Genomic DNA, 14,005 nt, shown 5'->3' on the forward strand with positions numbered 1-14,005 from the left:
ACAGGAATCTAACATTTGCTAATTGCAAATGTTCTAACCATCAGATTTTTAAAGACAGTGTATGAGTTTGAAAAATGTACTGAAGAGGACTGACTGGGGAAAGCTGATCGTCTCTGTTCTGGCTTGCCAGGCAGCAGGACTTGCGGGTGCGTTTTTCACTGCCAGTTCCGTAGGTTCATGGTACCAAACACTTAATAAACCGGAGTTCACTCCACCCTCCTGGGTATTTGGCCCTGTCTGGACCATCCTCTACTTTCTCATGGCCTTTGCCGCTTACAAAATATGGATATTGGGCTGGGACAATATTAAAGTGAAAATAGGACTAGTGCTCTTTCTCATCCAGCTTATACTCAATGCCGCATGGTCTTTTTCATTTTTCGGACTACAAAACCCTTACGTGGGTCTTTTAAATATTGTGATCCTGTTGGTAATGATCACCGTCACCACTATTTACTTTTTTAGTCTCAGAAAAATATCTGGCTGGCTCATGGTACCTTACATAGCCTGGGTAGGGTACGCTACAGCCCTCAATTATGCAATCTATGAGTTAAACGCTCCAATAACCTCGGTTCACTTCCCTTCTGAGTATTTCTTTTAATAACTGCCTTCCGTAAATAGGGTCATGCCTTCTGAATAAAAACCCATAGAAAATTTTCTTATCCGTTTTTACAATAGTCATAACCATATTGATGGTCATTTCACCTGAAATGCCATAAAATGGAACCACCATATGCTCACTGATGTCCGAAATAAGGAAAGAAGGATCGTTATAAATCGCCTCCAGTGTCTCCTTTAAAGGGCCACCAATTATTTTATGAATATCCGTACCTGCCAACGAGGCATTTGACCTTCCTGTGTGGCCGGTAACAAAATCATTGGTAAACTGTATGACAAAATTTTCATCGGTGATGATGAGGCCTGGATATAGCTTAGAGATGATAGCATCAAGGACCTTTACCCGATGTGAGTAATCTGCCTCTTTTTGATGATTCATTTTATATTCACGTTCTGCCACCCGATTCCTGACTGTAAGTCTGTCGACTTTAGCTTCGAGCTCACGGATTACTGAATAAAGCTCTTGTTCCTTCTGCTGACTATCCTCCAGTAGCTTTCTGGTTTGACTTTGCATATTAACTGAAGCCAGTGTAGTAGCCAATCGACCAGCTACCTGCTCTACAAATTGAATATCATGCTCATTAAACGTACGGAAAGAGGCAATCTCGATAACACCCAGGGCGTTTTCGTCCGTCATCACTGGCACAATCAGTATACACCTGGGTTTTGCATGTCCCAGGCCGCTTCCGATAGAAACGTAATCTTCAGGCACCTCAGTCATAAAGATGGTATCTCGCTCCAGGACAGCCATCCCCGCCAGACCCTCTCCCATCTTCAATATTTTTTCAGCTTTCTTTTTCCGGTTGTAAGCGTAAGCAGCCACCTGCCTCAGGCAAGTCTTCCCCGCCGTTTCTTCAGAGATAAATAGAGTTGCCTGGTTAGCACCTGTAAAAGTTACTAACTGAGAAATAAATGCATGGCCAAGTGCTTCCTTTGTGTCGTACTGGTTTTTAAGCAAATCAGAAAATAGTGCAAGCCCATCACTCGCATGGCTTCTGATCTCATCAGCTGCCTTAGCTACTTCCAATGCCTCCTTCTGCTCTCGTACCTCAGCAAGGTGACTGTTCAGACTGTCCAGCATTTGGCGAAAGTTTACTACCAGACGTCCCACCTCATCTTCACGCTTTATTACAGCCAGCTTTTTACCCGCATCCATATGACCTTCCACCACCTCACGAGCCACATTGTCCAGCAAGAGTACAGGACGGCTAATCTTTTTACTCAGCCACAGAGCCAGCCACACGCCAATGGCAGCCAGTATTATCAGCCCTCCAAGCATTACGGCCGCTGCCCGCTGTTTGAGGCGCTTACCGGACTCTTCAAGCCTTAGTTGTATACGGTCCAGCTGAGGAGCTATCGCCATAGCTGCTTCATTCAACCTGCCTGTAATACCTTGTCCCTCTGCATTGCCGATCTCTTCCTCCAGATCAACTATTCGCATGAAATGCGCCTGGTAATTATCTATTCCCTGAATGGTTTTTTCCTTGTATCCGGTGGTCATATGCGGAAGCTCACTGCTTCTCAAAAAGTCTTTGAATTCCTCGGCCTTACTACGTAATTTATCCACATACCGTTCGTCACGACGGAGCATGAAATCCTTTTCATGCCGGCGTAAACTATATGCAAAAACCTTTTCTTCCGGGGATTCACACTGCTGAAGCGCATGAACATATTCACGCATTTCACCTTCGAGACCATGATCTTTGAACCCCCTCATGTGATAGGCATTTACTAATCTTGCAAATACACTCTCATACCTTTTAAAAGAAGATTCGACCTTACTAAGCTCGTCAGCCATATTAAGATCTGTAGCCACAGAGGATTCAGCCATCTCTTTCAGGTTCCGGATGGCCAGCTTTAAATGATTGTCATGTACTGAAAGAAGGGAACTTCTGCCCGTGGTTAAAAACTCCTCAGATTTACGGTCCTCGAGTAAAAAGCTTTTTTCAGCCTGACGGGCCGCAGCAAGATGACCGACAACCTCACTGGAATGGTACTTTGCCTCTTGTCTCAGGGTTACATTGCTTAGCAACATGTAGGAGCCCAGTCCGAACAGTATGGAGAGAATTATTAGAATTAAAAAAGATATACGCAGCTGGTTGAGCAAACTACGTCTTACTACCTTCATATCGTCCTTTTCTTCACTGCAAATATAAAACAGGAATACAGCCTTGCAGATAATGACAGGTTTTGTGTATGTTAATTTATTACCTTCAACATTATATACTATTCGATAAAAATTAATAATCAGATAAAAACCACATCAGAATCCTGACAAAAGTGAGGCGTAAACAAAAAAAGCCCCCTTTAAAAAGAGAGCCTTGGAATCAATTTTTTGGATAAATAACTACCCGTTTGTCAGGTGCTTTTCCTCTTCTTCCTTTAAAACCCGGCGTAAAATCTTACCTACGTTTGACTTAGGCAGCTCATCCCTGAATTCTATATATTTGGGACACTTATACCCTGTCAGGTTTTGTTTTGAGTAGCTACGTAGCTCATCCTCAGTGAGTGAAGCATCCTTACGCACCACAAAAATCTTTACTACCTCACCCGACTTTTCATCGGAAACACCTACTGCGGCTACTTCAAGCACCTTTTCCTGCATGGCAATGACGTCTTCCACTTCATTGGGGTACACATTAAATCCGCTCACATTGATCATGTCTTTTTTACGATCCACAATGCGGAAGAAACCATCTTCGTCAGCCAGCCCCATGTCCCCAGTGCGGAACCAGCCATCAGCAAAGAATGACTTTTCTACCTCCTCCGGCCTGTTCCAGTAGCCGCTCATCACCTGTGGCCCTCGTGCACAGATTTCTCCCGTCTCACCAGTGGGTAATTTCTGCCCCTCCTCATCAAATATGGCCACTTCAGTGTTAGGTACAGGTAGTCCGATGGTGCCATTACGCTCTGAACCATCAAGTGGATTACAACAAAGCACCGGAGAGGTCTCACTCAAGCCATATCCCTCTACCAGAGGCTCACCTGTCACCTTGGCCCACTTATCTGCCACCGCGCGCTGCACTGCCATACCGCCTCCAATAGCACCTTTCATGTGACTGAAGTCAATAGACTTGAAGTCATCCTGATTGAGCAGACCATTAAATAAGGTATTCACGCCTGTGATCAGGGTAAATGGATGCGCTTTAAGCTCCTTGATAAAGGCCTTCATGTCACGGGGATTAGTTATAAGCAGGTTGTGTGCACCTACATGGAACATGAAAATCCCATTTACAGCCAGGGCAAAAATATGATAAAGAGGGATAGCTGTAACCATCAATTCAGATTTACCAACCTCCAGAAGGGGCTGGAACCACTCATTAATCTGCAGGGTATGAGCCACCATATTTTTATGGCTAAGCATAGCTCCTTTAGAAACCCCTGTAGTACCGCCGGTATATTGCAGAAATACCAGATCATCCGGTGCCGGGTTCGTCTTAGTAAATTTTGCCCTGCTACCCTGCTTAAGCGCAGATTTAAATGAAATGGCCTCGGGCAAATTATATGAAGGCACCATTTTTTTTATGTGCTTCACAACAAAGTTCACAATTCCACCCTTAAGCCCTCCAAGTAGGTCGCCAATTTCTGTAACTACTACTGTCTCTATATCAGTCTCAGTCAGTATTTTTTCGAGATTAAACGCAAAGTTAGCCAGGATAACAATTGCCTTCACACCACTATCCTTAAACTGGTGGGCCATCTCTCTCGCAGTGTATAAAGGGTTTGTATTCACCACTACAAGTCCGGCACGTATTGCCCCGAACATTACTACAGGATATTGCAGGAGATTAGGCATCTGAATAGCAATACGGTCTCCGGGCTTCAGACCTTTACTTTGAAAAAAAGCCGCAAAATGTCTGGATAACTCATCTACCTCACGGTAAGTAAGGGTTTTATTCATGTTTTCGTAGGCAACCTGGCCACCATACCTGGAAAAACCATCCTCAAGCAGCGCATTAACATTGCTGAATTGAGTGACGTCCACCGTAGGCCGCACATTTGAAGGGTAGTTTTTAAACCAGGGAAAATCTTCCATTTGTAAAACTTTTTGGATTTAAGCGTTCACGAATTTCACCGGAATCAAGAAGCTCCAGCCCATCGAATATAGCCTCAAAGGCTATCCGAGGCCCTAAATATACGGGTGCAGGAAAGGAAAACTAAAATAAACAAGTGAATTTTTTCAACTTCCCTAATAATGAATTGGCTCTTGCCAATTTTACAAAATCATGATATAGGGAACCTAATGGAAACCGTCGGGGGCAATAGCAATATTCCGAGCAAGGTCGGATATTAGAAAGGGGGAAAAGAAAAAAGGTTACACTTAAAGCATAACCTTTTAAGAATAAACAACATAAACCCAAAAATTGGCTGTAGGAGGAGGAGTCGAACCTCCAAGGAGTAGTTAGCCACAATTAGAAACCATGGTTTATCCTGACCTCTCCACCCCCGAGACAGGAGGGCATGTTTGCCAGTTCCATCATCCTACAGTGTATTCTTAAATAACGATCCGATTTACAATCTTTTTTGCCTTTCGGATATAACAAAGGTAATAAACCACACCTAAATTTAAAATTGTATCAACAATTATTGAAAATTATTCGATATTTCTTATTTTTACATGGGATTAATTAAAAATAACTAAATAGCATATCTGGCAGATGGGTAAAAATTACGAAATTGACAACATCGACCTCAAGATTCTTTCGCTATTGGCCCAGGATGCCAAAATGGCCTACACTGAAATAGCAAAAAAGGTATTTGTTTCAGGGGGTACCGTGCACGTCCGAATGAAGAAGATGGAGGAAACAGGCATCGTAACCGGCAGCGGCTTTCATATCGACTATAGTAAGCTTGGCTTCGATATCGTTGCATTTCTCGGGATCTATCTTGAAAAAAGCTCCTTATATAGTAATGTCATTGAAGAATTGAAAAAGGTGCCCGAGATCATTAACATTCATTACACCACAGGCAATTACAGTATCTTCGCCAAAGTAGTGTGTAAAGACACCCAGCACCTCCGGGAAGTCCTGCATGACAAAATTCAGCAGGTGAATGGTATTGATCGCACCGAAACCTTTATCAGCCTGGAAGAGAGCCTGGATAGGCCTATCCAGCTTGCCGACCTGTAAATAACAAACTCATTCATCATCAGGATAGAGCGATCCTATCACCCGATATAGAATTACTATCGGCCCACTTCTGCAATTTGGAATTTCTTCCTTACATTTGCTGTTGAAATGAAGGGATTTAAACCTCTTTGAGGTGCCGGAATGGCCATTTTTTTGAGCGCTTTTATCCCATTATCAAAGGGTTACGTTTAGCAACCTTTGAAGCAATAGCTACGTTGTATACGTAACGATATCTGAAATTAGTCTAAATAAAATACTGTCACATGAGCAAAGACACCCAAATACTTGAGGAGTTCACTAACTCCGATTACAAATATGGTTGGGAGTCGAAAATCGATGCCGATTCAGCCCCTAAGGGCCTTAACGAAGAGATTGTCAGGTTCATTTCTGCGAAGAAAGAGGAACCTGAGTGGCTACTCGAGTGGCGACTGAAAGCTTACAGGCAATGGCAGAAAATGAAAGCCCCGGAGTGGGCCAATGTGCTATTTCCAAGAATCGACTTTCAGGACATAATTTACTACTCCGCTCCTAAGCAAAAGGCCAAACCTAAGAGCCTGGATGAAGTAGATCCTGAATTAAGGAAAACCTTTGAGAGACTCGGCATTAGTTTAACTGAGCAGAAGCGCCTTACTGGTGTGGCAGTGGATGCTGTATTAGACAGTGTTTCCGTAGCCACCACATTTAAAGAAAAACTTGGCGAACTCGGAATCATTTTCTGCTCATTCAGTGAAGCAGTAAAGGAACATCCCGAGCTTGTAAAAAAATATATAGGCTCCGTTGTACCTGTTAACGACAATTACTATTCCGCCCTTAATTCTGCCGTATTTAGTGATGGTAGTTTCTGCTACATACCTAAAGGCGTACGGTGCCCAATGGAATTAAGCACCTACTTCCGAATAAATGCAGCTAACACGGGCCAGTTTGAGCGCACACTCATCGTGGCTGAGGAAGGTAGCTACGTTAGTTACCTTGAAGGGTGTACCGCTCCGCAGCGGGACGAAAACCAGTTGCACGCAGCGGTAGTAGAAATATACGCAGCCAAAGATGCAGAGGTGAAATATTCTACAGTACAAAACTGGTATCCTGGCGATAAGAACGGTAAGGGCGGCATTTACAACTTTGTAACTAAGCGAGGATTGTGCGCCGGTGATAATTCTAAAATTTCCTGGACGCAGGTAGAGACCGGATCCGCCATAACTTGGAAGTATCCGAGTTGTATCCTGAAGGGAGATAACTCAATTGGCGAGTTTTACTCTGTAGCTGTAACTAATAATATGCAGCAAGCTGATACCGGCACCAAAATGATTCACATTGGTAAGAATAGCCGCAGCCGCATTGTATCTAAAGGGGTAAGTGCAGGTAAAAGCCAGAATAGCTACCGTGGGCTGGTAGAAGTAATGAAGCGTGCCGAAAATGCCAGGAACTTCAGTCAGTGTGATTCACTTCTGATGGGTGACAGATGTGGTGCGCATACCTTCCCATATATAGAGATAAAGAACCAGACAGCTCAGGTAGAGCATGAGGCTACCACCTCTAAGATTGGTGAGGATCAAATCTTCTATTGTAATCAGCGTGGAATAGACACTGAAGATGCTGTGGCCCTGATTGTAAATGGGTACTGCAAAGAGGTATTAAACCAACTGCCCATGGAGTTTGCTGTAGAAGCCCAAAAACTTCTCGCACTAACACTGGAGGGCAGTGTAGGGTAATCGAATTTTTAAGGGGTGCACGGCACCTTACAAATATATTGGAAGGCATCAAAAGTTGGCATACTTGCCTATTGAGCGCCTTCCTTTGTTTTAGTGATAAAACGCCAATTTTACAGGGGCCTTTTCGGCCTGTCCGTAATAAATTAATAAACGCTACAAGGAATGCTTAGCATTAAGAATTTGCACGCATCGGTGGATGGAAAAGCCATCCTAAAAGGTATTAACCTTGAGGTTAAACCAGGAGAAGTCCACGCTATTATGGGGCCAAACGGTTCAGGTAAAAGTACACTGGCTTCAGTTCTTGCCGGACGTGAAGACTACAAAGTAGAGCAGGGAAGCGTACAGTTTCTGGATAAAGACCTGTTAGATATGGGGCCTGAGGAACGTGCCAGAGAAGGCCTGTTTCTTGCTTTTCAGTACCCTGTCGAAATTCCTGGCGTTAGTACCACCAACTTTCTCAAAACAGCGGTTAACCAGGTAAGAGCACACCGGGGTCTTGATCCTATGGATGCTGTTAGCTTTCTTCAGACAATGAAAGAAAAAATGAAGCTGGTGGAAATAGATCAGGCCTTGCTTAGTCGTTCATTAAATGAGGGCTTCTCAGGTGGTGAAAAGAAGCGGAATGAGATATTTCAGATGGCTATGCTGGAGCCTAAGCTTGCCATCCTTGACGAAACTGATTCTGGTCTTGATATTGATGCCCTTCGTATCGTTTCAAATGGCGTAAATAAGCTTAAGGGTAAAGACAATGCTACCGTAGTAGTGACCCATTATCAGCGCTTGCTTGATTACATCGTTCCTGATTATGTTCACGTTCTGTATAACGGCCGTATCGTAAAATCAGGCAGCAAGGAATTGGCAATGGAACTTGAAGAAAAGGGCTATGACTGGATTAAAGAGGAGGCTAATGCCGCCCAGGCCTGATCTTAATTCTAAAAACGTTTTTGGATTTCCAAATTAGAAGATGATGGCAGAAACCTCTGCACCAGAACATAAATTACAGGAAGTATTTGACAGCTTGACCGGTAATCATAGCAAAGCCTCCCTGCAGGCTCGCAAAAATGCATTTGAATACCTACAAGAAAACGGTCTTCCTAACAGTCGTGATGAGGAATACAAATATACTCCTCTTACCAAGTTAATTGAGAAGCAATTTGATCTGGAAGAGGGACTCGGTCACGCTACTCCTTCGGACCTTGATCCCACACCTCATTTCATTCCTGATGCAGTAGGCGATCGGGTGGTCTTTATTAATGGGCAGTATGCTTCACAATATAGCCAACTTAGCAACGGATTGGAAATAACCATTCTGTCAGAAGGCGGTAATCTTACGGATTTATTAAGTGAGCATTACGGTACTCACCCCTTTATAACCCAGGATAGTTGGGCAGCACTTAATGCATCTTTTTCCCAGGATGGCCTTATCATTAAAGCAGGGACAGATCGTAAAGCAGGTACTCCTCTGTATATATACCATATCGCCGACAGTAGTCAGAAGCAAAGTGTAGCACAGGTGCACAGCCTTGTTGTAGCGGAGCCTTCTGCTAATATCAGTCTGGTTGAGGTTTTTCATAGCCAGGGAAACAACCCATCTTTTGTAAACACCGCCACCGAGATCATCCTAAAAAAGAATTCCCGCGTAGAACACTACAAAGTGGGTCTGGAAAACGAGAACACTATTCATGCAGGCCATACCATGGTCCACCAGTCCCGCGACAGTCACTACCACGACGTTACCATAAACCTTACTGGTGGAACTGTTCGCAATAACCTTAACATTGTGCTGGATGCTGAGAATTGCGAAGCACATATGATCGGACTGTACCTTCCTACCGGAAAGCAGCACGTGGATAATCACACAGTTGTGGACCACAAAAAGCCTCACTCTTTTAGCAATGAACTTTACAAAGGAGTAATGGCTGATAGAAGTAACGCCGTATTCAACGGTAAAATCTTTGTAAGGCAGGATGCGCAAAAGACCAACGCCTTTCAATCCAACAAAAACCTGCTCCTTAGTAATGATGCAACGATAAACACGAAACCTCAGCTAGAGATCTGGGCTGACGATGTCAAGTGTTCACATGGAGCTACCACGGGGCAACTGGATGAGGAGCAGGTCTTCTACCTTATGTCACGTGGACTTGGAGCTGAACAGGCCCGTGCAATGTTACTGGGGGCCTTCGCGTCTGAAGTAACTGAGCAGATTAACATAGAACCTCTCCGCAAGTATATAGATAGTATTGTTGGAGAAAGACTTAACGCTTAACAACCTTATGGCCAACACCGATCACGCAGTACAAAGCACAACTGCTATCGACCGTTTCGACATAAATAAAGTACGCCAGGAGTTTCCTATTCTAGAACAGGAAGTGAACGGTAAACCCTTGGCCTACTTCGATAATGCGGCTACCACCCAGAAGCCTTCTGGGGTTATCAATGCATTAAGTGCTTATTACAGTGAGTATAATGCAAATATTCACCGTGGCATCCATACCTTGGCTGAAAAAGCTACAGCAGCGTTTGAGGAGACTAGGCTAACCATAAGGAAGTTTCTGAACGCACCTGAAACGGAAGAAATAATATTTACCAGCGGGGTAACTAACGGTATAAACCTTGTAGCCTCCAGTTATGGACGCCACTTTTTCAAAGAGGGTGACGAGATCATTCTGTCAGGTATGGAGCACCACTCCAATATTGTGCCATGGCAATTAGTGGCTGAAGCTACAGGGGCAGTCATTAAGGTAATATCTGTCAAAGAGAATGGCGAACTGGACATGGAGGCTTTTGACAAACTCCTAGGCAAAAAAACCGCCTTTGTAAGTGTGGTGCATGCATCTAATAGCCTCGGTACTATCAACCCTGTAAAGGAGATTATTTCAAAAGCTCATCAGGCAGGCGCTAAAGTACTCGTTGATGGTGCCCAGTCCACTGCTCATATGGATATTGATGTACAGGATCTTGGTTGCGACTTTTTTGTAATGAGCGGTCACAAGGTTTATGGACCTACGGGTAGTGGAGCATTATACGGCCGGCGTGAATTACTGGAGGTAATGCCACCTTTCTTTGGTGGTGGTGAGATGATTAAGGACGTCACCTTCGAAAAAACTACTTATAACGACATCCCATATAAATTTGAGGCTGGCACTCCAAATATAGCTGATATAGTAGCCCTTAAAGAGGCAGTCAACTTCGTGACAAGACTGGATAAAAAGGCAATCAGGTATCATGAAAATGAACTTATGGCCTATGCTTATGAGGGCCTTATGAATTTAGATGGTTTTCGCCCGGTGGGTGTCGCAAAAGATAAGGTTAGCGTTATAAGCTTCATTATGGAGGGTTTGCACCATTTTGACGTAGGAATGATGCTGGATACTCAAGGAGTAGCCGTACGAACGGGGCACCACTGTACCCAACCTCTCATGGATCGTTTTAATATTGATGGCACCATTAGAGCATCTTTTGCTGTTTATAATACTAAGCAGGAAATAGACAGACTGGTAGAAGGTCTGGGTCGTATTATCAGCAGAATGAGAAAGTAAGCAACATGGCAGAAAAGAGTATTCAGGAAGTCCAGGATGAAATCATAGAGGAGTTTTCAGTATTAAGCGGTGACATGGAGATGACCGTTTTCTACATGATGGAACTAGGGCAGAAAATGCCGGCTATGGATGAAGCCTATCGTACAGAGGATAACATAGTAAAAGGGTGTCAATCAAAGGTTTGGTTGTACCCTGAAATGGAAAATGACCGTGTACAGTGGCAGTGCGATAGTAATACTGAAATTACCAAAGGACTTGTATCGCTGCTTAGAAGAGTACTAAACGACCGTAGCCCGGACGACATATTAAGTGCTGAAATTTATTTCCCTGAAAAAATAGGCATGAGCAGGTTTATTGGTACTCAAAGAAGTAATGGGTTTGCCGCTATGATCAAGCAAATGCGAAATTATGCCCAGGCATGCAAGGTGAAAATGGAACACTGACCTAATCCAACAATTATTGATTATGGAAGAAGCGACGTTAAGAGATAAAGTACTTGAAAAGATCCAGTTGGTCTATGATCCTGAGATTCCCGTCAATATATATGAGTTAGGGCTGATCTACGAGATCAATGTATACCCTGTGGATAATGTCTATGTACTCATGACCCTTACCTCCCCCGCATGCCCTGCAGCAGAAGCTTTACCTGCGGAGGTAGAACAGAATATTAAAGAAATAGAAGGTGTGAATGAGGTAAAAGTTGAAGTCACTTTTGATCCGCCCTACCATCAGGATATGATGTCAGAGGCGGCAAAGCTTGAACTTGGATTCATGTAACCCCTACTTACACTTAATTGATTTTCAATATTTTAACTATACAAATATGTACCCCGAAGAATTAGTAGCCCCTATGCGGGAAGATTTGGTGGTAGCTGGTTTTACAGAATTGAAAACTGCCGCGGACGTGGAGAATCATCTTGGTAACCACTCCGGCACTTCTCTTATAGTAATCAACTCAGTTTGTGGCTGTGCTGCCGGTTCCGCGCGTCCTGGTGTGAAAATGGCCCTTCAGAAGACTGAAAAGCATCCTAATAACCTTATGACCGTTTTTGCCGGAGTGGACAAGGACGCCGTAAACAAGGTAAGGCAATATACAGCCCCCTACCCTCCTTCCTCTCCCTCTATAGCTTTATTTAAAGATGGGGAGTTGGTGCACTTTATAGAGCGTCATCACATAGAAGGTAGAAATGCTGAAATGATCAGTGCGCACCTGGCAGAAGTTTTTGAAGAATTCTGCAATTGATCAGACTGATAAATAAAAAGGCTGCCTGTATTATCTACAGGCAGCCTTTTATTTTAGCATATAAAGCACCGAAGACTCTGATTTAACTACGACATCACATTTCCTCAGTAACCTTAATAATTTTTTATCTCTCGAGGCTTCCTCACCGGAATCAAAACTCTGTTTGAAAACGAGGTCACTACTTTGATTATAGACCAACACCTCCATTTTAGCAGGAGTCTTTTGGCCGATCAGACTTTCCTGGTATTCGGCAATATCCACATCGCTTAATAGTGCCAATACGGCTTCTTCAGAATTACCCGGGAAATCGGGAAATGTGAAGCCAGATGAAAAAATCGGAAGTAGACAGAGACAAGCTACTGTCAGGCACCTTCCTGCAATACGTTTCACGCTTTTTTTACTTTTGGATTTTACGTCATTTATTCAATACTTGATCCGTTAAGACAACACCCGGGCACTTGGCGATAATTCTCGTCTTACAACCCGTACACACATATATAAGATACAAATAAATAGTTGTTGAAAAAACCTTTACCAATATTTTGTTTGTACTTTACCTACATATGGTTACTATAATTTTATAAATGTCAGAAAAATCAAAGGATCCGGGCACAGGTGTCAAATACCGGCGCAAGACAAAGAGGATCATTAATAAAGACGGATCTTTCAATGTAAAAAAAATAGTGCCCTACAGTTATAGTGATGGGTATATCAGCCTTATCAATATGGGGTGGATAAAGTTCCTATCTTTTACACTAGCTGTCATCCTGATTATTAATATCATCTTTGCATCACTGTACATGATGGCTGGAGCTGAAACAATAGGCCATACTATGGGTGGCAGTTGGATTGACGCATTTTTAAGCTGCTTGTATTTTAGTTTCCAGAGTTTCACTACAGTAGGTTACGGGGCCATGCACCCATCAGGCCACCTTAGCAGTGTGATATCCAGCTTCGAAACGGTGTTAGGCTGGGGACTTTTCGCGATTATTACCGGTCTGCTATATGGGCGTTTCTCCAGACCAAGCGCCCGCATCCGTTTTAGCCATAAGGCCTTATTTGTCCGGGATGATAAAGGGAACCGGTCATTACAGCTTCGAATCGCAAACCAACGGAAAAACATGCTTGTAAACCTAAATGCGGTAGTAATGCTCAAACTTATTGACCATACTGAAGAGGGGTTTACCAGAAACTACCACCAGCTCCCCCTCCGTCTTAATCATATCCACTTTTTCCCTCTAAACTGGACGCTTGTACATGACATAGATGAAAGCAGTCCGCTATACAACTTCAACCTTGATGATTTAAAAATGAAGGATGTAGAGTTGCTGGTTTTAATAACAGGTTTTGATGACACCTTTAGCCAGGATGTACATACCCGCTTTAGTTACGTTCACGAAGACCTTATATGGGACGCAAAATTTCGCCACCCTTTTTACACCGACGATCAAGGAGACATAATTTTTCCCATGCATTGGCTGGATGAGTATGAATCAATCGAGGACCAGAGGAGTCATGTCCCTAATTAAGGTCAGTACTAATGCTGATTAGCTACTAAGAAAAGCCAATAAAAAAGCCTGACATTGCCAGGCTTATATCTAAAGCTTCGTACTTCTTAGTGCGATATATGACAACCGTCACATTGCGAGTGTCCTTGCCATGAGTCAACACGTCCACCTTTAATATCCTTTTTTACATTAGTCAGGAAAGAGGCTACTTTAAGGTCGTTCAGTTTAATTCTTTGCTTTTTCATAATTACATTTAGTTAAA

At 43.3% G+C, this 14,005-nt stretch carries 14 protein-coding genes; 10 read left to right on the forward strand and 4 right to left on the reverse strand.

Annotated elements, in window-relative coordinates; translation table 11 throughout:
- Positions 1-61 precede the first annotated feature (61 nt).
- Positions 62-598, forward strand: coding sequence for a TspO/MBR family protein (locus tag AB9P05_RS22565; protein ID WP_371911104.1), 537 nt, complete (start codon positions 62-64; stop codon positions 596-598).
- Here AB9P05_RS22565 and AB9P05_RS22570 read toward each other — a convergent pair.
- Both AB9P05_RS22570 and AB9P05_RS22575 read right to left on the reverse strand, forming a co-directional pair.
- Positions 548-2,743, reverse strand: a complete 2,196-nt coding sequence (locus tag AB9P05_RS22570; protein ID WP_371911105.1) for a GAF domain-containing protein — start codon at positions 2,741-2,743, stop codon at positions 548-550. The two genes, AB9P05_RS22565 and AB9P05_RS22570, sit on opposite strands and share 51 nt — an antisense overlap.
- 219 nt (positions 2,744-2,962) lie before the next feature.
- Positions 2,963-4,651, reverse strand: coding sequence for an AMP-binding protein (locus tag AB9P05_RS22575; RefSeq protein ID WP_371911106.1), 1,689 nt, complete (start codon positions 4,649-4,651; stop codon positions 2,963-2,965).
- A gap of 622 nt (positions 4,652-5,273) precedes the next feature.
- Between AB9P05_RS22575 and AB9P05_RS22580 the strand changes: the two genes are divergently transcribed.
- The 8 genes from AB9P05_RS22580 to AB9P05_RS22615 all read left to right on the forward strand — a co-directional run bounded on the left by AB9P05_RS22580 (position 5,274) and on the right by AB9P05_RS22615 (position 12,235).
- Entirely contained in the window at positions 5,274-5,744 is a 471-nt protein-coding gene (locus AB9P05_RS22580) for an Lrp/AsnC ligand binding domain-containing protein (protein ID WP_371911107.1), read from the forward strand.
- Between the two features lie 263 nt (positions 5,745-6,007).
- Positions 6,008-7,453, forward strand: coding sequence for a Fe-S cluster assembly protein SufB (gene sufB, locus AB9P05_RS22585; protein ID WP_371911108.1), 1,446 nt, complete (start codon positions 6,008-6,010; stop codon positions 7,451-7,453).
- Positions 7,454-7,615: 162 nt separating this feature from the next.
- A complete protein-coding gene (sufC, locus tag AB9P05_RS22590; protein ID WP_371911109.1) occupies positions 7,616-8,377 on the forward strand; it encodes a Fe-S cluster assembly ATPase SufC in 762 nt (253 codons plus the stop codon).
- A 40-nt stretch (positions 8,378-8,417) separates the two neighbouring features.
- Positions 8,418-9,719 carry a Fe-S cluster assembly protein SufD gene (gene sufD, locus AB9P05_RS22595; RefSeq protein ID WP_371911110.1) on the forward strand — a complete coding sequence of 434 codons (1,302 nt, stop codon included), beginning with the start codon at positions 8,418-8,420 and terminating at the stop codon, positions 9,717-9,719.
- A gap of 7 nt (positions 9,720-9,726) precedes the next feature.
- The gene (locus tag AB9P05_RS22600; RefSeq protein WP_371911378.1) at positions 9,727-10,992 is read left to right on the forward strand and encodes an aminotransferase class V-fold PLP-dependent enzyme; all 1,266 of its coding nucleotides are present in this window, start codon (positions 9,727-9,729) and stop codon (positions 10,990-10,992) included.
- A 5-nt stretch (positions 10,993-10,997) separates the two neighbouring features.
- Positions 10,998-11,435: a SufE family protein gene (locus AB9P05_RS22605; RefSeq protein ID WP_371911111.1), complete on the forward strand. Its 438-nt coding sequence runs from the start codon at positions 10,998-11,000 to the stop codon at positions 11,433-11,435.
- Between the two features lie 22 nt (positions 11,436-11,457).
- Positions 11,458-11,769, forward strand: coding sequence for an iron-sulfur cluster assembly protein (locus AB9P05_RS22610; protein ID WP_371911112.1), 312 nt, complete (start codon positions 11,458-11,460; stop codon positions 11,767-11,769).
- A gap of 46 nt (positions 11,770-11,815) precedes the next feature.
- Complete coding sequence (locus AB9P05_RS22615; protein ID WP_371911113.1) at positions 11,816-12,235, forward strand: BrxA/BrxB family bacilliredoxin; 420 nt, start codon at positions 11,816-11,818, stop codon at positions 12,233-12,235.
- Between the two features lie 48 nt (positions 12,236-12,283).
- Here AB9P05_RS22615 and AB9P05_RS22620 read toward each other — a convergent pair whose 3' ends face one another.
- Positions 12,284-12,625, reverse strand: coding sequence for a hypothetical protein (locus tag AB9P05_RS22620; RefSeq protein ID WP_371911114.1), 342 nt, complete (start codon positions 12,623-12,625; stop codon positions 12,284-12,286).
- A gap of 194 nt (positions 12,626-12,819) precedes the next feature.
- Here AB9P05_RS22620 and AB9P05_RS22625 point away from each other — a divergent pair, with 194 nt between their 5' ends.
- Positions 12,820-13,764: an ion channel gene (locus AB9P05_RS22625; RefSeq protein WP_371911115.1), complete on the forward strand. Its 945-nt coding sequence runs from the start codon at positions 12,820-12,822 to the stop codon at positions 13,762-13,764.
- Between the two features lie 86 nt (positions 13,765-13,850).
- On the opposite strand, the gene AB9P05_RS22630 is transcribed toward AB9P05_RS22625, so the two are convergent.
- Positions 13,851-13,988, reverse strand: coding sequence for a hypothetical protein (locus AB9P05_RS22630; RefSeq protein ID WP_371911116.1), 138 nt, complete (start codon positions 13,986-13,988; stop codon positions 13,851-13,853).
- Positions 13,989-14,005: the final 17 nt, after the last annotated feature.

The organism is Roseivirga sp. BDSF3-8 (assembly GCF_041449215.1).
Lineage (GTDB): Bacteria > Bacteroidota > Bacteroidia > Cytophagales > Cyclobacteriaceae > JBGNFV01.

Excerpts from the sequence above, each read along its gene's own strand:
- AB9P05_RS22630 (WP_371911116.1), bottom strand. The coding sequence starts at position 13,988 with ATGAAAAAGCAAAGAATTAAACTGAACGACCTTAAAGTAGCCTCTTTC.
- AB9P05_RS22565 (WP_371911104.1), top strand. The coding sequence starts at position 62 with ATGAGTTTGAAAAATGTACTGAAGAGGACTGACTGGGGAAAGCTGATC.
- AB9P05_RS22625 (WP_371911115.1), top strand. The coding sequence starts at position 12,820 with ATGTCAGAAAAATCAAAGGATCCGGGCACAGGTGTCAAATACCGGCGC.
- sufD (WP_371911110.1), top strand. The coding sequence starts at position 8,418 with ATGATGGCAGAAACCTCTGCACCAGAACATAAATTACAGGAAGTATTT.
- sufB (WP_371911108.1), top strand. The coding sequence starts at position 6,008 with ATGAGCAAAGACACCCAAATACTTGAGGAGTTCACTAACTCCGATTAC.
- AB9P05_RS22600 (WP_371911378.1), top strand. The coding sequence starts at position 9,727 with ATGGCCAACACCGATCACGCAGTACAAAGCACAACTGCTATCGACCGT.
- AB9P05_RS22615 (WP_371911113.1), top strand. The coding sequence starts at position 11,816 with ATGTACCCCGAAGAATTAGTAGCCCCTATGCGGGAAGATTTGGTGGTA.
- AB9P05_RS22580 (WP_371911107.1), top strand. The coding sequence starts at position 5,274 with ATGGGTAAAAATTACGAAATTGACAACATCGACCTCAAGATTCTTTCG.
- AB9P05_RS22575 (WP_371911106.1), bottom strand. The coding sequence starts at position 4,651 with ATGGAAGATTTTCCCTGGTTTAAAAACTACCCTTCAAATGTGCGGCCT.
- AB9P05_RS22570 (WP_371911105.1), bottom strand. The coding sequence starts at position 2,743 with ATGAAGGTAGTAAGACGTAGTTTGCTCAACCAGCTGCGTATATCTTTT.
- AB9P05_RS22605 (WP_371911111.1), top strand. The coding sequence starts at position 10,998 with ATGGCAGAAAAGAGTATTCAGGAAGTCCAGGATGAAATCATAGAGGAG.
- sufC (WP_371911109.1), top strand. The coding sequence starts at position 7,616 with ATGCTTAGCATTAAGAATTTGCACGCATCGGTGGATGGAAAAGCCATC.
- AB9P05_RS22610 (WP_371911112.1), top strand. The coding sequence starts at position 11,458 with ATGGAAGAAGCGACGTTAAGAGATAAAGTACTTGAAAAGATCCAGTTG.